Below are 24,960 nucleotides of genomic sequence, written 5' to 3'. Positions count from 1 at the left end.
AGAATTAATATGCCGTGTTCAGGCACAGTCAGGAAGATGGCAGTAGACTATGTCAACGCTTTTTAATTAGTGATCGTCACACTTTTTACTTCGGTGCCGTGACACCACAGGAGTTACTTCATGCGTCAACACGCTATTCTCACAGCGCCCCATTTAAAGCAGGCACGCTTGCAATTTGTTGAACGCGGCATTCGCCCTGAAACAGGTGTCGAATTACGCGTGGCGCAATCGTGGCAACGGAGTATGTCTGCCGGCCTTTCACCCTTGGGTGGAGTCGATTGTGCAGATAATCTGAGTGTTGGCAATTTGCGATACGCGCGCGACCTTAACCATGAATTAATCAGCCATTCTGAGCCCGTCATAGAGTATCTGTTTGAACAATTGCGGCACAGTCATAGCATGGTGATATTGGCGGATGCGCAAGGGGTGTTGATGCATACCATGGGGGATCTAGACTTCTTGAGTAAGGCGGACAAAGTTGCATTGAAGTGCGGTGCAAGTTGGGCAGAAAATCAGCGTGGTACGAATGCGATAGGTACAGCGTTGGCGGAAGCGAGTGAGATAGAAATCAATGGCGCTGAACATTTTCTGGAACCGAATGAATTCCTCACTTGTGCTGCAGCGCCTATCTTGTCGGCGCAAGGTCAATTAATGGGCATCTTGGATATTTCAGGCGACCATCGCAGTCGCCATCCGCATACGCTGGGTTTGGTCACGACTGCAGCTCAAATGATAGAAAATAGCCTGGTCTTGAGTGCATGCCAGCATCAGATTTTGGTGCAATTACACACCAGTGCAGCTGGCATAGGTTCGGTCGCTCAAGGCGTGTTAGCCTTTTCTGAGGATGGTTGTCTGGTGGGAGCGAACCGACGTGGATTAGCTTTATTAAAATTACGTTATACAGATATCGCAGCGACCCGATGGGAACACTTATTTGAACAAGACTTTGAGGCACTGTTAGCGCGGCAACTGCGTTTGGCTGGACGCGCAGAAGCGGTTTTTTGTCGTGATGGAACTTGTTTGTTCGTACAAATGCATAGTCAGAGCAGAGGGCGCCAGGCGATGACTGTGAGTGTGCAGTCAACACAAACGCAGCCTTTACGAAGCGCTCAGTCAATTCAAAGCGGGCAAATCGATGCTCGTTGGCAGGCAGCCTCAGAAAAAGCCCGTAAGCTCATTGATAAGGCGATACCTTTGTTAATTACTGGGGAGTCTGGTGTCGGCAAAGAAGTGTTTGCACAATCGGTACATCAGGCCTCTGCGCGGCGAGACAAGGCTTTTGTAGCGGTCAATTGCGCTGCTATTCCAGAACATCTCATTGAGGCTGAATTATTTGGTTATGTGGCTGGGGCATTCACCGGCGCCGCGCGTCAAGGTGCCGCAGGTCGCCTGCGGGAAGCGCATGGCGGAACTTTGTTTTTGGATGAAATTGGCGATATGCCATTCAGTTTGCAGACGCGATTATTGCGTGTATTGCAAGAGCGCCAAGTAATCCCCTTGGGTAGTAGTGTCGCGATCGCGGTGGATTTTAATTTGATTTGCGCGACCCATCAAAATCTCAAACGCAATATAGAGCAAGGACGTTTTCGCGAAGACTTGTTTTATCGAATTAATGGCTTGAGCTTGAATTTGCCAGCCTTGCGAGAGCGTAGCGATTTCACGGCTTTGTGTGCCAGTTTATTGCGGGAATTTTCGCCGGTGCAGATCGACATTGCCATTGATTTATTGGCTGCGATGCGAGTGTACGCGTGGCCAGGCAATCTGCGTCAACTCAGTCATGTACTGCGCGCGGCAGTGGCATTGATGGATGAAGAGCAGTCGTGCATCAGTTGGGAGCACATAGGCGATGAGCTGGCCGCAGAGTTGCGTAATGCAAGTAAGGGGAATCCGCGATTGGAGAGTGCGGCGATCGCTGAGCTAGAGCGAAGAGACGCAGTGGAAATAACAGGGAAGATTGGAGAAACGCCAACGCAGATACCGCAAAATGCTTGGATGAACTCGATGCCACAGGAGGCAAAGTCACCATCGAAGGCACAGAATTTACAGGAAAATGCAAGACAACTGATTCAGCAAGCTTTGCAGAATACAAATGGCAACGTGTCAGCAGCAGCGCGATTGCTGGGAATCAGCCGCCAAACTCTTTACCGAAAATTGCAAGGACAGTGATGATTGCTGCCAGTGATAATCATTAATTGAGGCGCACTAATTGAGGTCTACCAAAGCAGCACCAAGAAGTACATGCATACACGAGACAATGCCGTGACATATGATGTGAAAACCCTCACTCATAGCGAAGTCATGTGCTCCACAACTCGCCCATTTAGAACGAACGCAGCATGACAGATGAGTAAGGGAAGATCACAGACGCCAGCTAAAACTATTTTGCTGACGTCCATGGATCACTACTAATTACATCTGATCTGGCATGCGGAACTTATCTCGGCGATCACCCATTAAGTTGCGGATTTCGCGAATACTAAGTCCAGACTCTTCATGCATACGAATCAACAAAGACGGACCTACAGGCAAAATTTTATGACGGATTTTACTAATCACTGGCGGCGCCACTTCCAATGCGCGTGACAGTGCAGCATCGTTTTTAATGCCCAGAGTTTTGATTAAAGTATCAAGTAGATTGTTTGGATCGTATTGAAACTCTTCGGACAGAGGGATATCGAGGATATTAGCCATGGAATATGATGAATCCTATGTAAATGGTTTAAACAAAAAACTTTGACTTCTGAGTAGATTTTATAAGTTGAGTTTGTGCTTGTATATTGCACTTTAGGGCAATAAGCTTGTGCGCCCTAAAGAGTTCTTGGTACGTGAACTACTACGACGACGACTTGTGAATTTGCTTACTTCAATGTATTCAAGTAACGTCAATAATTCAAGGTAAATTATTATCGAACTTGTTTTTTTAAGCTAAGCACTTGGCTTGTCAGTTCATAGTGTCATAGAAGAAAGCTAAATTACTTCTATGACCATATACAGCATTGTAGGGGAATTTGGTTTAGGCAAATGTGAAAAATTGTCTCGTGATTTTGCCATGCGTTAAAATCATGCCGCTTTTTTAGGTTGCTTGAGCTGATTTGAACAGGTTTAGCTCTCACTTACTCCTGTTGGTGCTCGATACGGTGACCTATATGAAGACTTATACAAAGACGTATGTGGAGATTTATATCGGGAGTAGACTTGGGGAACGTCCTTGCAGAATATCTTCTGTGCGGATATGTACTGCCGCTTTCGATTCTGGGTGCGTAAGAATATAAAAAGTATTCGTCTTAATTGCTGATATGACGTGGTTGGCGACTTGTTGCGCTGGGATACCTGCTTCGACAGCTTTGGTAATGGCCGCGCCGGTTTTCAGGCTAACGGTTTCTAATTGTTCCAGCTTGCTACGGTCTTGCGCATCGCGATGACGTTCGGAATCGGTAATGCGGGTCTTCACCCAGCTAGGGCAGAGCACGGAGACACCGATTTTCGATTTGCGTAGGGTCAGGTCGTGATACAAACCTTCGCTCAAAGTGACTACCCCAAATTTACTGACATTGTAGGCAGCCAATGCTGGCTCGGATACCAGGCCGGCGAGTGAGGCAGTATTGACGATGTGTCCTTCTTCGCCCTTGGCCAACATACGTGGAATAAAAGCCCGCAGTGCGTGAGTCACGCCGTACAGATTGATCCCCATGATCCATTCCCAATCCTTGGCCGTGGTTTCCCAGGCGGATTTGGTAAAAGCGACGCCAGCGTTATTCACTAGTAGATGTACATTGCCAAATTCGGTAAATGCACGTTCTGCCAAAGTCAGGATCGCGCTTTCCTGTGCGACATCAGTCACTACGCCGATAACCTCACTGCCAGCCTCACGAATTTCGGCGACGGTTTTGTCCAGCGTCTCGGCACTAATGTCGGCTAACACTAATTTCATTCCTTCTGCAGCCGCAGCGAGCGCTATGGCTTTTCCTATGCCTTCTGCCGCGCCTGTGATGACGGCAACTTTGCCTTTTAAGTCCTGCATTTTTCTCTCCAATAGGTATTTGTTTTGATGTATTGATGTTGAATGTTAGTGGATTAACGGTAGCTCACTAACGGTAACTCACTAAGTCTGCCCGTTGGTGTATCTCTAAATGAGCGCTGCTATTCAAATAGTTGAGGCTGATGCGAGAGTTGCCCATGCGCAGTTTGCTGAAGCCGCTGTTTACTAAGCTGGCATTTAAATCAAAAATACGCTGATCACTAATGCCGAGCACGTCCTGAAGTAGTGCAGAGATGATGCCGCCCGAAGTGAAGATCCAATAATTTTCTTGCTCATCGCTTCCTTCTATCAGCCGCAGTAAAGCTAACCGACAACGCCGTTGAAACTGCACCCAGCTCTCGCTGTAGTCGTCATGTTCGCCACCAATCCAGCGATTGACTGCCGCGGTGAACATGTTCTGAAACGCACGTCGCGGATGTGGATGATGGTTGATGGAAAGTTTCAAAGCCCGAAAGTCGGCAAACTCAGGATGGCTCCTGAGCAAAACTTCTTGATGATCAAATTCATCGAAGCCGGGATCAACTATCCAATCCGTTTCTGGAAAATCGCTTGGCGAATTTCTAAATTGTTGCAGGCACTGTTGCGCAGTTTGATAGTGACGGCGGTTGCCACCCATTACTACTCGATCAAGCTGTTGTCCGCTTTGTTTGAACCAATCACCTAACAGGCGCGATTGTTCTTCGCCTAGCGGCGACAATTGATCGTAATCGTCAGCATCAAAGCTGGCCTGACCGTGCCGGATTAAATAGATATGGCGCATGGATCTGCCAGACTTATAAACTCGATGCATTGATCAAACTCAGGCAACGTTGTTCCAGATAATTGCAGAACTTGCCAAAGCTAGCAAAGGCGGGATTGGTGCTTTGTCCATGGAAATAGCGGTAGTAAATTTGCTGCACGATCACAGCTAAACGGAATAGTCCAAAGATGGCGTAAAAGTCAAAATTGTCGACGCGATAGCCAGTCTTTTCGCCGTAATAATCGATGACTTCTTGGCGAGTCAGCATTCCTGGCAAATGTGTAGGTTGGCGGCGTACCGATTGGAACACCGCATCGTCATCGGCCTGCACCCAATACGCGAGCGTATTTCCTAAATCCATTAAGGGATCACCGAGTGTCGCCATTTCCCAATCGAGCACGCCTATGACTTCGGTGGGGTTGTCGGGATTTAAAACGACATTATCAAAACGGAAGTCATTGTGGATTAAACAGGTGGCGAGATCTTGCGCTGGCATTTTGTCCTGCAACCATTGCATCACGCTTTCAAAGTCGCCGACATCCTCGGTTTTTGCTTGACGATAACGCTCAGTCCAACCCGACACCTGGCGCGCTACATAGCCCGCACCTTTGGCAATCGATGCCAACCCTGCTTGTTGGTAGTCGATTTGATGTAGCTCTATCATTTTGTCGATGACGTTCAGGCACAGTCTGCGTGTATCCTCTGTCGTCAACACTAAATCCTTGGGCAGATTCTGGCGCGGAATAATGCCATGCAAACGCTCCATCACATAGAAGTCGCAATCCATTACGGCGGGATCACTGCAAGTCGCGATCACTTCCGGTACATAGCGATAAACCGGTTTTAGCGCACTCATGATCTTCGCTTCGCGCAGCATGTCATGTGCGGATTTGGCCCTATGTCCAAACGGTGGGCGGCGCAAGATTAAATCACGTTCTGGATAACCCAATAGGTAAGTGAGATTGGAGGCGCCACCGGGGAATTGTTGTATCGCCGGTTCGCCTTGTAACGTGGGTAAATGCTGGCGAATAAAGGCAGTGATTTTCTCGCTATTGAGTTCTTCACCAGCGCGTACGCTGGCTGCTGCATCGAGTAAGTTAGGCGTAGTCATCTTGTGATCAGTTTTATACTTTATAAAGAGATGCCGAGGCGTTTGGCTTGTTGCTTTAATTCTAGTTTTGCGATCAAGCCGCGATGCACTTCATCCGGACCATCAGCGATACGTAGTACACGTGCATACGCATATAAAGCTGTCAGGGGGAAATCATCGGATAAGCCCGCGCCGCCGTGGATTTGCATCGCCGCATCGATGACTTGCGTGGCGACATTCGGTGCAATCACTTTGATTTGTGAGATCTCGCTCATCGCGCCTTTGACACCGACGGTGTCCATCGTCCAGGCTGCTTTTAAAGTCAGTAATCTCGCCTGTTCAATTGCCATGCGTGCATTCGCGATGATGTCGGCATTGCCACCGAGTTTGGCTAGGGGTTTGCCAAAGGCGACGCGGCTCAAGGCGCGCTCACATAATAGTTCTAAAGCAAACTCCGCAGCACCGATTGCACGCATGCAATGATGTATCCGCCCCGGCCCTAAGCGCCCTTGGGCGATTTCAAATCCACGACCTAAGCCACCGATGATGGATGACAACGGCAGGCGCACATTGGTAAAACTGACTTCGCCATGCCCGTATGGTTCATCCAAGGTGTGGAACACGGGAAGCATGCGTTCTATCTTGACGCCCGGTGTATCTAAGGGAACGAGTATCATGGAATGCTGTTGATGCTTATCCGCGCCTTGGTCGCTCAGTCCCATAAAAATCAACACTTTGCAATTCGGATGACCGATACCAGAACTCCACCATTTGCGCCCGTTCAGCACTACTTCATCACCTTCCAAGACCGCGGTGGCAGCCATGTTGGTGGCATCGCTGGAAGCGACGTCGGGTTCAGTCATGCAAAATGCGGAGCGGATTTCACCCGCCATCAAAGGCTTGAGCCAACGCTGCTTTTGCTCGTCTGATCCGTATTTGACCAGCACTTCCATATTCCCCGTATCGGGCGCATTGCAATTGAAGACTTCAGGCGCGATCATCGATCGACCGGTGATTTCCGCTAAAGGTGCGTAATCGACATTCGATAGACGGGCACCATCTTCAGGTAAAAACAGATTCCATAATTCGGCTGCTTTCGCCTTGGCTTTAAGTTCTTCTATGACGGGTGGTTGCTGCCACTGTGTCCAGTCAGCACCACCCCGTAATTGCGCGGCATAGGTTTTTTCCGCGGGAATAATATGGTCTTGCATGAAAGCTCGCATACGAGCGATCAGGTCAGTGGCTGTGTCGGAGTGGGCGAAATTCATAGGGGACTTTCGAGTCAGGGAGCGAAGAGCTCAAAATTGTGACGGTAGCTTACGATCTTGCGGATAATTATTCAAATGAATGATTTGAATATGACATAATTCATTTTATGCATATATCTCGTACTGATTTGAATTTGTTTGTGGTGCTTGACGCGATTTACAGTCAAGGCAATATCACACGCGCCAGCCAGACTTTGAATCTCAGTCAGCCAGCGCTCAGTCATGCCTTGGCGCGCCTGCGAGCCATGTTTGATGATCCCTTATTTGTGCGGCAAGGGGTATCTATGGTGCCAACCCCTTTTACGCGTGGCATCATCACGCAAGTGCGTCAAGGTTTGCAGCTGTTTGAAGCGAGTTTGCAAACCGAGCAAAGCTTTAATCCAGGACAGACGCAAAGAAGCTTTCATCTGGGATTGCGCGATGTGTTTGAAGCGACCATCTTGCCACCTTTATTGCAAAGAATTAGCGAGCAAGCCCCGGGTATTAGTATCGCCAGTGTACGGGTAGACCGGCGTGAAATTGAATCCGCACTCAGTAGTGGTAATCTCGATATGGTGCTGGAAGTGCCAATACCACTGACAGGCAATATCCGTCAGCAACGCGTATCGCGTGATCGCTTAATTGTGCTATCGCGCAAGGGACATCCACAAATGCCGAAGAAAAAGAGTTTGCCACTTGAGCTTTCAACTTATTTGCAGCAAAGGCATGTATTGGTGTCGTCGCGCCGTCAAGGTATGGGTTTGGAAGATTTTGAATTGAATCGCGAGGGTTTGCGACGACAAATCAGCTTGCGCTGCCAACATTACTTTGCCGCCTGTCGAGTTGTTAGTGAAACTGATTTGCTGCTGACTATGCCTGAACAATATGCAAGCATTGCGAATGCGCAATTTATGAACCGGATCGACTCTTTTCCTCTTGCAACTCAACCAATAGATGCGCATCTCTATTGGCATGTGAGTGCTGAAAATGACCCAGCGAATGCTTGGTTACGTGAACAATTGATAGAACTAATGCAGCGACGCTGAATCTTGGAGCGAAGCAGAATGGAAGAGTAAAAACGTGGTGTTTGGATATTCTTTGATTTGTACACTACGATAAAAGACAAGTGCTGGTGTAAACTTGCTGTTGTACAGAAATAAAGAATAAAAAAGATAGGACTTACGCAAAACAGACGCTAGCGTCGTTGCAATCGCCTCGCCGTACAGTTGTACTGTCTTCGGCGACGCGCCTAGCTAGCGCAGTTTTGCGTAAGTCCTAAAAGATTAAGATTGACGTAAAACAGACACTGTCGTCCTTGTGTTCGCCTCGCCCCCGATTTAAGCATTCGAAGGCAGGCTCTTGTTAGCGCAATTTTGTGCCAGTCTTAAAGAATAAAGATAATAGTTCGCGATGTTTTCTTATGATCGCGATAACTAGAACCAGGTGACATGATGAATAAAGTAGTAATTCCTATTAATAGTATTAGTGCCCAGCCAGAGCAAGGTACGAGCAAACAACGCAAGCGCGAAGCGCCAAAAGGACGTCGCGTTGATCCGCAAGCCTTGGCTGAAGTGCAGACCTTGCTCGGTGATGCGCCGCGCACGGCGGATTTGCTGATTGAGCATTTGCATAAAATCCAGGATCACTACCAAGCCTTATCGGCTGCACACTTAGCAGCCTTGGCACAAGAATTACGACTGGCGCAAACCGAGGTGTATGAAGTTGCTACTTTCTATCATCACTTTGATGTGGTCAAAGAAAACGATGCTATGCCAGCGCCATTAACGATTAGAGTTTGCAATAGTTTGTCTTGTGAAATGGCAGGCGCACAAAGTCTGTTAGATAAACTGCCAGCCATACTCGGCACCGAGGTGCGCGTACTTGCCGCACCCTGCATAGGTCGTTGTGAGCAAGCACCGGCCGTGGCGGTAGGGCAATACGCTATCGCGCAGGCGGATCTCGCTAAGGTGGAAGCCGCAGTGCAAAACGGGCAGGTGCGTGCGGAAGTTGGTCAGTACACCAATTACGCCGCGTATCAGGCGCAAGGTGGTTACGCGCTGTTAAAAGAATGCATGAGTGGTCAACGTGAATTAGAAAACGTCTTGCAGACTATGGAAGATTCAGGCTTGCGCGGACTCGGTGGTGCGGGTTTTCCCGCCGGACGCAAATGGCGCATTGTTGGTGCCGAGGCTGGGCCGCGTTTGATGGCGGTGAATATAGATGAAGGTGAACCGGGGACGTTCAAAGACAGGTTTTATCTCGAGCGTGATCCTCATCGTTTCTTAGAAGGCATGCTGATCGCTGCTTGGGCGGTGGGTATTGCAGATATCTATATTTACCTGCGCGATGAATACCATGCTTGTCGCACTCTGTTAGAGCAAGAGTTGGCGTCATTAATCGCAAATACGCCTATCCCCAATTTGCCGACAATACATTTGCGACGCGGAGCTGGTGCGTATATCTGCGGTGAAGAATCCGCGATGATAGAGTCGATAGAAGGCAAGCGCGGCATCCCACGTTTGCGCCCGCCGTATGTGGCGCAAGTTGGCCTATTTGGACGTCCTACGTTAGAGCATAATTTCGAAACCTTGTTCTGGGTACGCGATATTTTGGAAAAAGGTGGTACTTGGTTTAGCGCGCAAGGGCGCAATGGACGTAAAGGCTTGCGCTCATTCTCGGTGTCTGGGCGCGTAAAAAATCCGGGTGTAAAACTGGCACCGGCAGGTGTCACGATACAAGAATTAATCGATGAATATTGTGGTGGCATGGCAGATGGCGAAGTATTTTATGCTTACTTGCCCGGTGGTGCCTCAGGCGGTATTTTGCCTGCTAGTATGAATACGATTCCACTCGATTTTGATACCTTGCAACCCTACGGTTGCTTTATTGGTTCAGCCGCCGTAGTGGTTATGTCTGAACGTGACAGCGCAGTGAATGCAGCACGTAATCTGATGCATTTCTTCCAGCATGAATCGTGCGGCCAATGTACGCCATGTCGTGTTGGCACCGCGAAGGCTTCGGTGCTGATTGCGCAAGATCAATGGGATCTGCCTTTGTTAGCCGAACTCTCTACCGTGATGCGCGATGCTTCGATTTGCGGTCTGGGACAAGCGGCGCCAAATCCTGTCGATTGTGTGGTTAAGTATTTTCCGCACGAACTCCACGCAACACATAAGTGAAGGCACGAGACCATGAATGCAATTACCCGTAGCCAGATGGCAGAGATGGATGTCCCGACTGTGAGCTTTAGCCTGAACGGCAAAGAAGTCACAGCGCGCAGCAATGAATTACTGATAGAAATCGCCAAGCGTGAGGGCGTCGAGATTCCGCACCTGTGCTACCGCCCCGGTATGGAAAGCGTCGGCAATTGCCGCGCTTGTATGGTAGAGATCAATGGTGAACGCGTGTTGGCACCAAGTTGCTGCCGTCATCCTTCCAACGGCATGCAAGTCGTAACTGATAGCCCACGCGCAGTCAGTGCGCAAAAAATGGTGCTGGAATTACTGCAAGCGGATATGCCAGAAACCAGCTATACCCGTCACAATGAAGTCGATCACTGGTCAGAAAAATTACAAGTTGGTAAACCACGCTTTGCTGCTTCGGCTGCATCAGCAGACCGTATCCCAGTCCCGCAAGATGCCTCGCATGCAGCGATCACGGTGAACCTCGATGCCTGCATACAATGTACACGCTGCGTGCGCGCCTGTCGCGATGAGCAAGTGAATGATGTGATTGGCATGGCCTTCCGTGGCGATGCCGCCAAAATTGTATTTGATATGGATGACCCTATGGGCGCATCGACTTGCGTCGCCTGTGGTGAATGTGTACAAGCATGTCCGACCGGCGCTTTGATGCCTGCGCGCGATGCGGCCTTGGCCGTACCTGACAAACAAGTGGAATCGGTCTGTCCATATTGTGGCGTCGGTTGCCAACTTACTTATAACGTCAAAGACAATCACATACTCTTTGTCGAAGGTCGTGATGGGCCAGCGAATCATGCGCGTTTGTGCGTGAAAGGCCGTTATGGTTTCGATTACGCGCATCATCCGCACCGTTTAACCGTGCCTCTCATTCGTCGCCCGGAAGCCAAAAAAACCGGTGATTTTGTGATGGACCCGGCGCATGTGATGGACATCTTCCGTGAAGCCAGTTGGGAAGAAGCCTTGGCATTAGCAGGCGGCAAGCTTAAACAGATCCGCGACACCAAAGGCAAAAAAGCCTTAGCAGGATTTGGTTCTGCCAAAGGCAGTAATGAAGAAGCTTACTTATTTCAAAAACTGGTTAGGGTCGGTTTTGGCAGTAATAATGTCGATCACTGCACGCGCCTGTGCCATGCCTCATCCGTTACTGCTTTGCTAGAAGGCATAGGTTCGGGTGCGGTATCGAATCCCGTGATGGATGTGACCAAAGCCGAAGTCGTGATCGTGATTGGTGCAAATCCGACGGTGAATCATCCAGTGGCGGCGACTTGGATCAAGAACGCAATAGAAAATGGCACTAAGCTGGTGGTGATGGATCCGCGCAAATCTGATCTGGCACGTATGGCACATCGCTATTTGCAATTCAAACCCGATACCGACGTCGCGCTGCTCAATGCCATGATGCATGTGATCGTGCACGAGAATTTGGTCGATAAAGATTTTATTGATAGTCGCACCATAGGCTATGCAGAATTGGAAAAAAATGTCGCAGGCTATAGTCCAGAATTGATGGCGCCGATTTGCGGTATAGACGCAGATACCATCCGCGATGTGGCACGCTTATATGCGACTTCAAAAGGCTCGATGATTTTGTGGGGCATGGGTGTGTCGCAACACGTGCATGGCACCGATAATGCGCGCTGCTTGATTGCGCTGGCTTTGATGACGGGGCAAATCGGCAAACCGGGCAGTGGCTTGCATCCATTACGTGGGCAAAATAATGTGCAGGGAGCATCTGATGCGGGCTTGATACCGATGATGTATCCCGACTATCAACGCGTTGATAACGCGGCGGCACGCGCCCGTTTTGAACAGGCCTGGCAATTACCCGCCGATACTTTAGATCCGCAACCAGGTTTGACCGTAGTCGAGATCATGCACGCGATTAAACGCGGTGAAATTAATGGCATGTACATCATGGGTGAAAATCCGGCGATGTCTGATCCTGATGTGAATCATGCACGTGAATCTCTCGCCGCACTCGATCATTTAGTGGTGCAAGATATTTTCTTGACCGAGACCGCCTATTTGGCGGACGTGATTTTGCCAGCTTCCGCTTTCCCCGAAAAAACTGGCAGCTTTACGAATACTGATCGCTTAGTGCAAATGGGACGTCAGGCGATTGATCCACCGGGACAGGCGAAGCAAGATTTGTGGATCATCCAACAAATGGCGCAACAACTTGGCTTGGATTGGCAGTATCCGAATGTGGGTGCCGTATTTGATGAAATGCGTCATACCATGCCGAATATCGTGGGCATCACTTGGGAGCGTTTGGAGCGCGAACATGCGGTGACTTATCCATGCCGTAAAGAAGGTGATGCAGGTGAATCGGTCGTGTTCACCAAAGAATTTCCACGCGAAACAGGACGTGCGCGTTTCGTTCCGGCTGATATTATTCCTGCCGACGAACGCCCTGATGCAGATTATCCTATGGTGTTGATCACGGGTCGTCAACTTGAGCACTGGCACACCGGCAGCATGACACGCCGCGCTGCAGTACTCGATGCCATCGAGCCCGATCCCGTCGCCTTGGTGCACCCGCTTGATCTAGCGGCTTTGGGTGGCCAACCCGGTGACATCATTACCATTACTTCGCGTCGTGGTGAAGTCAGTTTATATGCCCGCGCCGACGATAGTTCACCACAAGGCGCAGTGTTCGTTCCTTTCTGTTACTACGAAGCCGCGATCAATAAGCTCACGAATGCTGCGCTCGATCCGTATGGGAAAATCCCTGAGTTTAAATACTGCGCGATTAAAGTTGTGCTGGGTGGAACGGAACCAGCGCAGGGCAGCTATGGTGGTGGTCAGGTGTTGGCGAAGCTAAATGCTCCCTCTCCCGCGAGCGGGAGAGGGTTGGGGTGAGGGTGATTCAGCATGTGCGAAGTATTCAAAGTCAAAAATCAGTAAGACAATTATTCCGAACTATATTGGATATTAAGGAATGACGACGATGTACCGCCCGCGATTATCCTCTAGTAGCATCCACCTCACGCAAGACGTCGAGGTGATGGATGAACGCGGGCGCAGTTCAGTGATTGCGATCCCCGCAGAACGACCATTGACGGTGTATGTTGATAAGCGCGAACTGGTGACTTTGATGACTTTGGGGTCGAATCCCGAAGCATTGGTGTTAGGCTATTTGCGGAATCAAAGACTGGTGCGCAACTTGGATGAAATCATGTCGGTGCAAGTCGATTGGTCGGTCGATGCGGCGGCTGTGACCACGCGTCATGGTATTGCGGATATTCAAGAACGTACTGCCAAAAAAGTGGTCACCACCGGTTGTGGTCAAGGCTCAGTGTATGGTGGCTTGATGGATGAAGTTGACACCTTGGTTTTGCCCGCTGACGCAAAATTAAAGCAATCGGTGTTGTACCGGATTGTCGAAACCATACGCACCCAACAATCGGTCTATAAACGCGCAGGCTCGGTACATGGTTGCGCTTTATTTTCCGATAGTGGCGAGTTGCTGTACTTTATTGAAGACGTAGGTCGGCACAATGCCGTTGATGCGATTGCGGGCTTGATGTGGTTAGACGATATTGCGGGTGGCGATAAAATCTTTTATACCACGGGCCGCCTGACTTCCGAAATGGTGATCAAAGGCGCGCAGATGGGTATTCCATTTTTGCTGTCGCGCTCTGGCACTACGCAAATGGGGCACATGGTCGCGCAAAAACTCGAGATGGCCTTGCTGGCACGCTGTAGTGGCAAACACTTTTTGTTGCTGAGTGCAAAACATCGATTGATTTACGAGCCCCATTTGATTGACGCCGCGCTCAAGCTGGCTTGATATTGCGGTGGAACTTACGCAAAATTGATGTCGAACTCAAGAATTAATCGCGTCGGTAGGGTGCGCCATGCGCACCGAATATGGTTAATGTGTGTGGTGCGCACGGCGCACCCTACGAAATGAAGCTCTGGTCAGCGCTTTTTTACCTAAGTCCCGAGAATATATTTAGTTAAAATTTATCGAAGTCATAAATTTAATTGCATTGATCTATCGGTCTTTGCTCTTTAGAATCAAATCCATCGCAGTTTTGAACTTGTTATTGAACTTGTTTTCAACCTATCCTAGGAGATTGATATGACCAACGAAGCAAAATGCCCCTTCAACCATGGTGCAGCTAAGCACGCCGTCGCCGCAGGCGCACCGACTAATGCAAGCTGGTGGCCGAATCAACTTAAATTAAATATTCTGCACCAACATTCACCCAAGTCGAATCCTATGGGCGAAGACTTTGATTATGCAAAAGAGTTTAAGTCGCTTGATCTGAATGCGGTGGTGCAAGATCTCAAAGCCTTAATGACGGACTCGCAAGATTGGTGGCCTGCTGACTGGGGTCACTACGGCGGTTTGATGATACGTATGGCATGGCATGCAGCCGGTACTTATCGGGTATCCGATGGTCGTGGTGGTGCCGGTACAGGTAACCAACGTTTTGCGCCTTTAAATAGTTGGCCAGATAACGGCAATCTAGACAAAGCACGTCGTCTGTTATGGCCGATTAAACAAAAATACGGTCGCAAAATTTCTTGGGCGGATCTGTTCATCTTAGCGGGTAATGTCGCGCTGGAATCCATGGGCTTCAAGACCTTTGGTTTCGCTGGCGGTCGTGAAGATATTTATCAACCAGAAGAAGATATCTACTGGGGTTCAGAAACCGAATGGTTGGCAACGAGTGATAAAGCGAATAGCCGTTATGCGGGCTCCAGCGCAGGTAAGCGTGATTTAGAAAACCCTTTGGCCGCGGTACAAATGGGTTTGATTTATGTGAACCCAGAAGGTCCAGACGGCAATCCCGATCCAGTCGCATCTGGTCGCGATGTACGCGAAACCTTCGCACGGATGGCGATGAATGATGAAGAAACGGTGGCCTTGGTCGCAGGCGGTCATACTTTCGGTAAAGCACACGGTGCTGGAGATCCGTCTTTAGTCGGAGCAGAACCAGAAGCCGCAGATATCGCAGAGCAGGGCTTAGGTTGGATCAATAAATTCGGTTCAGGCAAAGGTGTGCATACAACCACGAGCGGCATCGAAGGTGCTTGGAAGCCGAATCCTACGACCTGGGACAACGGTTATTTTGACATGCTGTTCGGTTACGAATGGGAATTGACGAAGAGCCCGGCAGGTGCGAAACAATGGGTGGCGAAAGATTGCAAAGCAGAGCATTTGATTCCAGACGCACATGATCCATCGAAGAAGCATCCGCCGATGATGACTACAGCGGACTTGTCGCTGCGGTTTGACCCTGCTTATGAAAAAATCGCCCGTCGTTTCCATCAAAATCCCGCCGAATTTGCCGATGCATTTGCACGTGCTTGGTTCAAATTAACGCATCGTGATATGGGGCCTGTAGCACGCTATTTAGGCGTATTAGTGCCGAGCGAAACATTAATCTGGCAAGACCCGATTCCTGCGGTGAACCACGCCTTGATGGATGCACAGGATATCGCTACATTGAAAGCAAAAGTGTTGGCCTCTGGCTTAAGTATTTCTCAGTTGGTGAACACGGCATGGTCATCCGCATCGACCTTCCGTGGTAGTGATAAACGTGGTGGTGCTAATGGTGCACGGATACGCTTGTCGCCACAGCGCGATTGGGAGGCAAATCAACCGCTGGAATTACAAAAAGTGTTGGCGACTTTAGAAGTAATCCAACAAGAATTCAATGCAGCACAATCAGGCGGTAAAAAAGTCTCTTTGGCAGATTTGATTGTCTTGGCGGGTGCAGCGGCGATTGAAGCTGCAGCAAAAAAAGCGGGGCAAGACGTGCAAGTGCCGTTCACACCAGGGCGTATGGATGCTGCGCAAGAGCACACCGATGTGGAATCATTTGCCGTATTAGAACCAGCAGCCGATGGTTTCCGTAACTATGTGCGTGCAGGTTTTGAAAAACATGCGGCTGAGCTCTTGATCGACAAAGCGCAATTGCTCAATTTAAGTGCGCCAGAAATGACTGTATTAGTCGGTGGTTTGCGCGCCTTGAATGCCAACACAGGTAAGACACAGCACGGTGTATTTACCAAGCGACCAGAAACCTTGAGCAATGATTTCTTCGTCAATCTGCTTGATATGAATACCAAGTGGCAGCCGTCCGGCACAGCAGGCGTGCTCGAAGGTCGTGATCGCCATACTGGTGAAGTGAAATGGACGGGCACCACAGTCGATCTGGTGTTTGGTTCCAATTCACAATTACGCGCTTTGGCCGAAGTCTATGCCAGCAGCGATGCGCAGCAAAAATTTGTGCATGATTTCATCGCGGCGTGGAATAAAGTGATGAACGCGGATCGCTTCGACTTGGTGTGATTAGTAGTTAAGAAATCTCTTCTCTTCCATTAAGGAGAATCGTGAAAAGTGGGACGATGTAACCCCATAGGCGCTAACCAAAATTAAGATATAGTGCGAAACTGCAGACGGACTCGGTTTTCTCCTTCCCCCTATCAATTGTATGGGGAAGGTCGGGATGGGGATGGGTTTTAGTCGGATAATTGACGACATTTCTTGCTCAAATCAAACCCATCCCCACCCTAACCCGCCCCTTGAAGGGGCGGGGACATAATATCTACGCAGCTTACCGCTAATTTTGATGTTTGGTTAGCACCTATGGGTGCAACCTGCGCCGCCAGAGCGGGGCGCAACCGAGGCCGAACTATGTGCGGCGCGGGTTGCACTCGCCCTACAAATATAGACCTACGCTAACTAATAATTTCGGCGTATCTTGTTCAAGCGCCTTGCTTCATGATTTCGAATGCATGCTATTAGTCGCCATCTATTTCAAACCGTGAAGGTAAAGGCAATAATCCCAGCAAAGTCTCGCGGATTCGTAACAACTGCGGATCATCCGATGCCGCATTGTCGCTAGTGTCATTGATGCAGAAAAACGCCAGTTCACCAAAACGCTCACCTAAGTCTTCAAACTGTTGCGCCGCATCGGCATCGCCGCTGCAAATATAGCGATACTCAATTTCCCGTAAATGCGCGAGGCCACGATGTAACATCCAGCGCGGCACCAAATCGGGCACGATCGGCGGTCGCTGCCAGTCTCTAAATACGGTTTGCCTGACTTGCTCAAATAACTCTGGCGCTTCTTTTTCCAACTCTAGCAATACACTTTTCAGCATGGGACGCGGTGCATGGGCGAAGATGCGATGCACATGTTGATATTGCGGGTAACGTTGTTGCAGCCATTGCTTGGATAAAATAGACGCGTTGACTAAGGCGGTTTCATCTTTTTGCAATGCGCCATAATCAGGCACATGCATTTGTTCTTTGAACACCGCAACCCCATGTTGACCAAACCAATTTTCCGCAGACACAGGCGCACCAAAAAATACATCGTCGTTAAGGTAAATAAACTTTTCGGATAAATTCGGTATGTGATGTAAATAGGATTCGATATGGCCAGAATCAAATACTGGCAAGGCAGACGCTGGAATGATGCTGGTATGGTCAATCAGCGTCATCCCAGCGCAGCAATTGAGCCAGTCTGGCCTTTGGCCGTCCGTGACCAAATAGATGTGCCCATGCTCGGGGAAGAATTTTTCTAAGGCGCGTAAGTTGAAGCGTAACTCTTGGTTATCGCGATAACGTCCTGCGACATCTCCGTAACGCGCCAGCTTTTCTCGCTCTACATCGTTGGAGTTCGTCAACGCATCTTGACGCTTGGCGCGCCAAACTGGATCTGCGCCATCCACCCATAGATAGACAATATCAATTTTGTGTTGAGAGTGATTCACAGCAGCGAGCAGTTGGGTTGATAAGCGTGTTTTTTAGAAACTTCATGTAGTGCGACTGTGGGCATTTACCCGATACAAATTGTGTTTATACAGCGATGGAAGCACAACAACAGACCCCGCACTCTACCTGAAAACGCAGATGCAAGTCGCCTGTAGGCCATTGCTACAACAACTGAACCGAATCATGAACCACAATTTCTCGCAATCATTGTGAATTTGAGGTAGTCCGACTATGCTAGACATCTCTTATTCACAGCTTCGTGAGCCTCAATTATGAAATTACTTCGTCGTCAGTATTCTCTCACTGCGCTATGTTCGGGTTTGCTACTGACTGCTTGTGCAGCTACCGTTTCGGCGCAAACAATGCCAGTTGGTGCAGATGTCAAACTTTGGCAGCAAGCGCTCAAAATTCATCGTTCTGCCATTATTGTTGATGGCCATAACGATATTCCCACGCCCTTAGTCGATGAAGACTTTAATCTGGCGACGAATTCGGTCGGTGTCTGGCACAAAGATGGCGATCCTTTCCATACGGACTTAGCGCGTATCAAAGCGAGTGGCGTGACTGCTGAATTTTTTTCTATCTACGTTTCAGGCGATACGCTTAAAACGGGCGGTGCTATGCACAGAGCGATGGATATGATCGATAGTCGCAATCGGGAAGTTGAGCGTCATCCCCAAGCATTGTCGGCATGCACCACAGCCGCTGAAATTCGCCAGGCAAAAAAACAGCAAAAGACTTGCGCGATGATGGGTATAGAAGGTGGTTACGTGATAGAAAATTCGCTCTATGCTTTGCGTAATTTTTATCGACTTGGTGTACGTTACATGACCCTGACGCACAATGTCTCCCACGCTTGGGCAGATGCCCACAATGATGTCCCCAAAAATAATGGACTCAGTCCATTTGGAAAAGACGTCGTGCGTGAAATGAATCGATTAGGAATGTTGGTCGATATCTCGCATGTCTCAGAAAAAGTCATGAACGATGTACTCGACATATCGACCGCACCAGTCATCGCATCGCACTCCGGAGCAAGAGGTGTCAACGATCACACGCGTAATGTTCCCGATGCTGTGTTAAAACGGCTGGTAAAAAATGGCGGTGTAGTGATGATCAATTTCTTCCCGGTTTTCTTAGATGCCAGAACGCAGGCGGAATATCAACAACGCGATACGAAGCTCAAAGCGGAATTAGAGGCCTTACAAGTCCAGTTCAAAGATAATCCAGAAGCCAGAGCGCTAGCAGAGCGCCAATTGTACGCAGCACACCCTATCTATATCGGTGACTACACCCGCATCGTTGATCATATCGATCACATCAAAAAAATCGCTGGCATAGACCACATTGGCATCGGTGCTGATTACGATGGTATTCCTATGCTGCCTAAAGGTATGCAGGGAATGGAAGATCTGGTCTTGGTCAGCTATGAAATGTTGCGCCGTGGTTACACCGAGTTTGAGATTAAACAAGTCTTAGGCGAAAATTTCTTACGTGCTCTGTCGAAAGCCGAAAAAGTCGCCAATATCCAGAATCGCAAGATTAGTGGTGAGGGGAGCCTCAGTAAGTTGAAATAAATGAGTTGAAATAAATGAGTTGAAATAGGTGAGTTGAAATAAGTGAGTTGAACTAAGTTGGTTGAATAAGTGAGTTGAAATAAGTCGCAAGGAGTTCGCTACGCAAGTCTAAGGAAATCTGGCGGTAAGTCTTTAATAGGTAGAGAAATGGTTGCGAATATCGATGTCACCCTCAAAGATTTTTTGGAGCATAAGCTGGGCATACACCATTCACATCTGGCTGGTGTGTCCACGGTTTTACAATGGATAGTGTTGTTGGGCATCGTGCAAGTCGTTTCCTACTTTATCCCTACTCCAGAAAATTACTATGGCATGGAACACTATTTGGTGTTGCATACGACCATGGAAATTATCTCCATTTTTATCTCATTAATGGTATTCGTCGTCGCGTGGAACTCCAGAGATAGCGGCTACCCACATAGCTTGACGGTGTTATCCAGCTTGTTTTTTGTGGTGTCGTTTTTGGATCTATCGCATACGCTTTCCTATCCGGGAATGGCGAAGTTTTTTACTGAAAATGACACCAATAAATATCTAAATTTTTGGATGGCTGCGCGATTTATCGCGACCTTGGGATTGCTGACTTTCGCCTTGCAATCTTTTGAACGCATGACGAAGCGTTCAGTGAAGTATGTGATGTTTCTGTCGGTGTTGACGGCGTCCGTCGTGTTTAGCTGGTTGGTGGTTGTACACGAAGACTATTTCCCGATTTGGTTTATCCCGGGGTCAGGGCTCACTCCACTTAAGAAAGACCTAGAATACCTAATTATTGCATTGAACATCGTCACCGCTGTGATTCTGTGGAAAAGACTAAAGTCACCGCAAGTGTTAGACATCAGCCTAGTGTGGGGGGCTGTTTGCGTGATGGCGATGGGAGAATTCTTTTTTACTTTATATACGACTAAAACCGGCGCCTACAATGTGCTCGGTCACCTATATAAAGTCATTGCCTATATCTTGATCTATCGAGCAGTGGTTGTGGAATCGATAGAACGGCCTTATCGCGAACTAGAGGCCTCACAACAAAATCTGGAATTAACGGTGACTGCGTCAAATACCGGTCTATGGGACTTGAACTGGATCACCAAAGAAACGATGTTTTCTGCTGTGTGGAAGCAGCAAGTTGGGTATGCCGCGCATGAATTGGCGAACCACTACGATACTTGGCTGATGTTGCTACATCCCGACGATAGACAAACTGCAGTGGATGTTTTCGAGCTTTTCATGAATACGCCATCGATGACGAAATATGAAAATGAATTTCGATTGCGACATAAGGATGGAAGTTATCGCTGGATTTTTTCCCGTGGTGAAAAAATCAAAGCTAACAACGGTGCGGTAGAAAGAGTGCTAGGTTCGCATACCGATATCACCGCCAGAAAAATAGAAGAGGGTCGTTTCCGCAGCGCAGTCCAAGCATCACCGAATGCGATGATTATGGTGAATGCCAAGGGCATTATTGTGCTCACCAATTCGCAGACTGAGAGTATGTTTGATTACACCGACGGCGGTCTGGTCGGCTTACATCTCAATAATTTGGTGCCAAGCGCAGTACAAGACAATCATCAACGCAATTTTGAAGAGTATATGCAAGCGCCTGAAGATCGTGCCATGGGGCAAGGTCGCTTGTTATTTGCCCGACGTCGTAATGGCGATGAGTTTCGGGTAGAGATAGGCTTGACCCCAATTGCCGCGCAAGACGGTAATTATGTTCTGGCATCGGTGGTCGATATCACCGCCAAGATAGAAGCGGAGCGCCGTATTGAGAAGCTGATCAATTACGATTTATTGACTGAATTACCGAATCGCCAGCTAATGATGGATCGCATGCAGCATGCGATGACTGCTGCTCAACGCTCAGGTTCACGTCTGGCTTTGCTGTACATGAATCTGGATCGCTTTAAGCACATCAATGACACCTTAGGTCACAATGCTGGTGATGCTTTGTTGATAGAAATTGCCAAACGATTGACATCAATTATCAAACCTACTGATACCGTTGCCCGTATCGCTGGCGATGAATTTGCGTTGGTATTAGAAGACGTGAATGAAGATGAAGTTGCGCGCATGGCAGGGAAGGTGTTAGAGGTCGTCGCAAAAGGATTTTTGTTTGAAGGCCAGGAAGTCGTGTTGACGCCTTCGATAGGCATTGCAATGTTTCCGCAAGATGGTGCCGATGGCGAGAGTCTGTTCCTTAGTGCAGACACTGCGATGAATAAAGTCAAAGAAGACGGTCGCAATGATTTCCGTTTTTTTGCCAAAGCTATGCAACAACGCACGACACGTATGCTGCAATTAGAAAGTGCCATGCACTATGCGCTTGAGCGAAATCAGTTCCAATTGGTATACCAACCGCAAATGACTATGGATGGTAAGACCGTGATCGGGGTAGAGGCTTTATTACGGTGGACGCATCCTGAACTTGGATTTATTTCACCCGCCGAATTTATACCTTTAGCAGAAAGCAATGGGCAGATTATTCCGATAGGTGCGTGGGTTTTGCGTACCGCCTTATTACAGTTAAAGGCCTGGATCGAGGTTGGCCTCAAGCCCATGATTATGGCGGTGAATTTATCTGCGATCCAATTCCGCCACCCCAATTTACAAGGTGTAGTTACGGGCATCTTAAATGAGGTTGCTTTGCCACCGGAATACCTGGAACTCGAATTGACTGAAAGTGTCGCGACCGCCGATCCTGTGAATGCAATCGCCGTCATGAATGAACTTCATAGTTTGGGCATACGCTTAGCAATTGATGACTTTGGTACGGGCTATTCGTCCTTGAGTTATTTGAAAAAATTTAAAGTCTATAAGCTCAAAATCGACCAATCATTTGTGCGCGACATTGCCACAGATTCAGACGATAGAGCGATTGTGAGTGCGATTATTCAAATGTCGAAAGGCTTGGGATTTAAGACCATCGCTGAAGGCGTCGAGACCCAAGCGCAATCAGATTTCTTGATGGCGCAAGGCTGCGACGAATTTCAAGGCTATATATTTAGTAAACCTTTGCCCGCAGAGCAAGTACTAGAATTAATCCGTAAGCATCAAAGCAGGGCATGACAAATTCCAAGAGCCGAATTACCATAGGCGCTTCATTCTGAAAATTTAGCTGAAAACTTAGAGTTGAACTGTTCGCCAATCAAGCTTATGAAACTCATTGCCAAAAAAAACGCACCGACCGATAAATATGATCAACTTAGTTTTGTCAGAGCCGATGGTAGTAGCAGCCAATGCAGCATGCCAAGACAGGGCATCTTGCCGCATGATTTGATCCACTATGTTGTGGAGTCCGCATTGCCGTTTGAATTTGGTTTTCTCAGCTTAGTCGCTCGCGGCGCAGATCCGACGTTTGTGATGGAAAGCGTGCATGATAAAAGCAATGCTGAATTTACTAGTGACGTTACTGGTGACGTGACCGCGGATGTCACTGCGGAAGCTGTGCAGGTAGAAGCCATCGTCGAAGCTTTGCAAACGCAATTATGGGCAGGCGAGTTCGATACTGAGATGTTTATCTACGCCTCCGATATGGCTTGTAGCGCAAGGAACACGGCGCCCTATTCATTTGCCGAGGTAGAGCCCAAAACTGCCTTATTTCAACCAGCACTGGCTTTAGCCAAAGAATGGGCCGCAGTCGATTTTTCGTCTACCTTGGCCTTAAATTTTAAGTAAAATTTTAAATAAACAACATCGTTCAAAAAATTTGAACGATGTCTTCAAAGCAGCTCAGCCAAGACGGTTTTTGTTCGTAGCATAATTCTTCCATCGCATCAGCCTTAGTTCTAAAGCTAAACAAGCTGATGCGCCTAACTGGAGATCAACATGCTTACTTTAAGAAAATCACAAGACCGTGGCCACGCCGATCATGGCTGGTTAAAAAGCCAACACAGCTTTTCCTTCGCCAACTATTACGATTCTGAACATACAGGTTGGGGCAATTTACTAGTCATCAATGAAGACCGTATTGCGCCGGGCACTGGCTTTGGAACACATGGCCATCGTGATATGGAAATCATTAGCTATGTCTTGTCTGGTGAGCTTGCACACAAAGACAGCATGGGCAATGTGAAAGGCATTCCACCTGGTGACGTGCAACGCATGAGTGCAGGGACGGGTGTGCGCCACAGCGAATTTAATCACGCTGAAGGTCAACAAACCCATTTCCTGCAAATCTGGATACGCCCGAAGTTGTTGAACGTCGAGCCAGGCTATGAACAAAAAACCATACCGGCCACCAGCAAGCGTGGCGCATTAAGTCTGGTCGCCTCACCCGATGGTGTGGGAGATTCAGTATCCATGAATGCCGATGCAGCGCTTTATGCTGGTTTATTTGATGGAGCAGAACAAGCAGAAATCAATTTGAACCCCGCACGCAAAGCCTATGTGCATCTGATTCGCGGTGAGTTAAATGTGAATGGTCAACAATTAAGTGGTGGCGATGCTCTACTGATCGCAGACGAAAGTCGCTTGCAGTTAAGTCAGGGTAAAGATGCCGAAGTATTGGTCTTTGATCTGGCTGCGTAGTTTTTACAATCAAGCAGCATGAATTGCCTATTGGCTTATTAGCTTTGAATTGAGCCAAAAACGTCGGGCCTCGCTTTTTCCTCTCCCGCAAGCGGAAGAGGGTGAGGGTGGTTCGGAATTAGGAACATTATTAAGAAATGCAATGCAGTAATGCGAATTCTTCCGAGCGATATTCGAGTTCGGTTCGGAAGAATAGCCACAAAATAGCAATCAACATTACATCAGTCGATCACTCACTAAAAGGAAATATCATGTTTAATCAATTACAAAATCCCTTAGCCTTCGCAGGACGCCTCTTAATCGCCGCTTTATTTTTACCGGCAGGGCTCGCCAAAATCACCGGCTTTGCTGGCACGGTAGGCTACATCGCTTCCGTCGGCTTACCTGCACCAACACTAGCAGCAGCGGCGGCAGTCATACTTGAAATCGGTGGCGGCATCGCGCTGCTCGTTGGCCTCGGAACTCGCTACGCTGCGCTGGCACTTGCCTTCTTCACCTTGGTCGCTTCCTTCATCTTCCACGCCTATTGGGCAGTACCAGCAGATCAGACTTATGTCACGCAATTGTTATTCTTCAAAAACATTGCCGTCGCTGGCGGCCTGATGGCAATCGCAGCATTCGGCGCCGGTGGCTGGAGTCTGGATGCACGACGTGGGGCTTGATTGAATTTGCGGTGGGTTTGGCCAAGCACCGCCGATCAATAGTAAAGAATGATTAGTTATCAAACTCATCCCCACACTAACCCGCCCCTTGAAGGGGCGGGGACATATTATCTATCCGGCTTACCGCTAATATTGAGG

The 24,960-nt window shown here is 48.5% G+C and carries 17 protein-coding genes; 11 read left to right on the top strand and 6 right to left on the bottom strand.

The annotated features are described in order from the left end of the window. Nucleotides 1–120 precede the first annotated feature (120 nt). Nucleotides 121–2,166 (top strand): sigma-54-dependent Fis family transcriptional regulator, encoded by a 2,046-nt coding sequence (locus tag H8K55_RS07045; protein WP_186941367.1) that lies wholly within the window; start codon nt 121–123, stop codon nt 2,164–2,166. Nucleotides 2,167–2,409: 243 nt separating this feature from the next. On the opposite strand, the gene H8K55_RS07040 is transcribed toward H8K55_RS07045, so the two are convergent. The 5 genes from H8K55_RS07040 to H8K55_RS07020 all read right to left on the bottom strand — a co-directional run bounded on the left by H8K55_RS07040 (nt 2,410) and on the right by H8K55_RS07020 (nt 7,136). Beyond that, a complete protein-coding gene (locus tag H8K55_RS07040; RefSeq protein WP_186941366.1) occupies nt 2,410–2,691 on the bottom strand; it encodes a hypothetical protein in 282 nt (93 codons plus the stop codon). A 487-nt stretch (nt 2,692–3,178) separates the two neighbouring features. Then, complete coding sequence (locus H8K55_RS07035; RefSeq protein WP_186941365.1) at nt 3,179–4,021, bottom strand: SDR family NAD(P)-dependent oxidoreductase; 843 nt, start codon at nt 4,019–4,021, stop codon at nt 3,179–3,181. Between the two features lie 67 nt (nt 4,022–4,088). Continuing rightward, on the bottom strand, nt 4,089–4,799 hold the full coding sequence (locus tag H8K55_RS07030) for a histidine phosphatase family protein (RefSeq protein WP_186941364.1): 711 nt from the start codon (nt 4,797–4,799) through the stop codon (nt 4,089–4,091). 13 nt (nt 4,800–4,812) lie between these two features. Continuing rightward, nucleotides 4,813–5,889, bottom strand: coding sequence for a phosphotransferase family protein (locus H8K55_RS07025; RefSeq protein WP_186941363.1), 1,077 nt, complete (start codon nt 5,887–5,889; stop codon nt 4,813–4,815). Nucleotides 5,890–5,909: 20 nt separating this feature from the next. Continuing rightward, on the bottom strand, nt 5,910–7,136 hold the full coding sequence (locus tag H8K55_RS07020; RefSeq protein ID WP_186941362.1) for an acyl-CoA dehydrogenase family protein: 1,227 nt from the start codon (nt 7,134–7,136) through the stop codon (nt 5,910–5,912). 107 nt (nt 7,137–7,243) lie between these two features. Here H8K55_RS07020 and H8K55_RS07015 point away from each other — a divergent pair, with 107 nt between their 5' ends. The 5 genes from H8K55_RS07015 to katG all read left to right on the top strand — a co-directional run bounded on the left by H8K55_RS07015 (nt 7,244) and on the right by katG (nt 16,628). Then, nucleotides 7,244–8,161, top strand: coding sequence for a LysR family transcriptional regulator (locus tag H8K55_RS07015; RefSeq protein ID WP_186941361.1), 918 nt, complete (start codon nt 7,244–7,246; stop codon nt 8,159–8,161). Between the two features lie 405 nt (nt 8,162–8,566). Further along, complete coding sequence (locus H8K55_RS07010) at nt 8,567–10,294, top strand: NADH-ubiquinone oxidoreductase-F iron-sulfur binding region domain-containing protein (RefSeq protein ID WP_186941360.1); 1,728 nt, start codon at nt 8,567–8,569, stop codon at nt 10,292–10,294. A 12-nt stretch (nt 10,295–10,306) separates the two neighbouring features. Beyond that, on the top strand, nt 10,307–13,180 hold the full coding sequence (gene fdhF / locus H8K55_RS07005; RefSeq protein ID WP_186941359.1) for a formate dehydrogenase subunit alpha: 2,874 nt from the start codon (nt 10,307–10,309) through the stop codon (nt 13,178–13,180). A gap of 88 nt (nt 13,181–13,268) precedes the next feature. Next, on the top strand, nt 13,269–14,111 hold the full coding sequence (locus H8K55_RS07000; protein ID WP_230408516.1) for a formate dehydrogenase accessory sulfurtransferase FdhD: 843 nt from the start codon (nt 13,269–13,271) through the stop codon (nt 14,109–14,111). 294 nt (nt 14,112–14,405) lie between these two features. Then, nucleotides 14,406–16,628: a catalase/peroxidase HPI gene (katG, locus tag H8K55_RS06995; protein ID WP_186941357.1), complete on the top strand. Its 2,223-nt coding sequence runs from the start codon at nt 14,406–14,408 to the stop codon at nt 16,626–16,628. A 452-nt stretch (nt 16,629–17,080) separates the two neighbouring features. On the opposite strand, the gene H8K55_RS06990 is transcribed toward katG, so the two are convergent. Beyond that, nucleotides 17,081–18,058: a Stealth CR1 domain-containing protein gene (locus H8K55_RS06990; protein ID WP_329605005.1), complete on the bottom strand. Its 978-nt coding sequence runs from the start codon at nt 18,056–18,058 to the stop codon at nt 17,081–17,083. Nucleotides 18,059–18,331: 273 nt separating this feature from the next. Here H8K55_RS06990 and H8K55_RS06985 point away from each other — a divergent pair, with 273 nt between their 5' ends. From H8K55_RS06985 to H8K55_RS06965, 5 genes are all read left to right on the top strand, one after another. Continuing rightward, the gene (locus H8K55_RS06985) at nt 18,332–19,636 is read left to right on the top strand and encodes a dipeptidase (RefSeq protein WP_186941356.1); all 1,305 of its coding nucleotides are present in this window, start codon (nt 18,332–18,334) and stop codon (nt 19,634–19,636) included. A gap of 147 nt (nt 19,637–19,783) precedes the next feature. After that, the gene (locus H8K55_RS06980; protein WP_186941355.1) at nt 19,784–22,699 is read left to right on the top strand and encodes an EAL domain-containing protein; all 2,916 of its coding nucleotides are present in this window, start codon (nt 19,784–19,786) and stop codon (nt 22,697–22,699) included. Nucleotides 22,700–22,786: 87 nt separating this feature from the next. Continuing rightward, a complete protein-coding gene (locus H8K55_RS06975) occupies nt 22,787–23,308 on the top strand; it encodes a hypothetical protein (protein ID WP_186941354.1) in 522 nt (173 codons plus the stop codon). Nucleotides 23,309–23,458: 150 nt separating this feature from the next. Next, a complete protein-coding gene (locus tag H8K55_RS06970; RefSeq protein ID WP_186941353.1) occupies nt 23,459–24,160 on the top strand; it encodes a pirin family protein in 702 nt (233 codons plus the stop codon). 251 nt (nt 24,161–24,411) lie between these two features. Beyond that, nucleotides 24,412–24,822, top strand: coding sequence for a DoxX family protein (locus H8K55_RS06965; RefSeq protein WP_186941352.1), 411 nt, complete (start codon nt 24,412–24,414; stop codon nt 24,820–24,822). Nucleotides 24,823–24,960: the final 138 nt, after the last annotated feature.

Origin of the sequence: Affinundibacterium flavidum (assembly GCF_014284175.1) — a bacterium.
Classification (GTDB): Bacteria; Pseudomonadota; Gammaproteobacteria; order Burkholderiales; family Burkholderiaceae_D; genus Undibacterium; species Undibacterium flavidum.
This window is presented reverse-complemented; position numbering and strand designations above follow the sequence as displayed.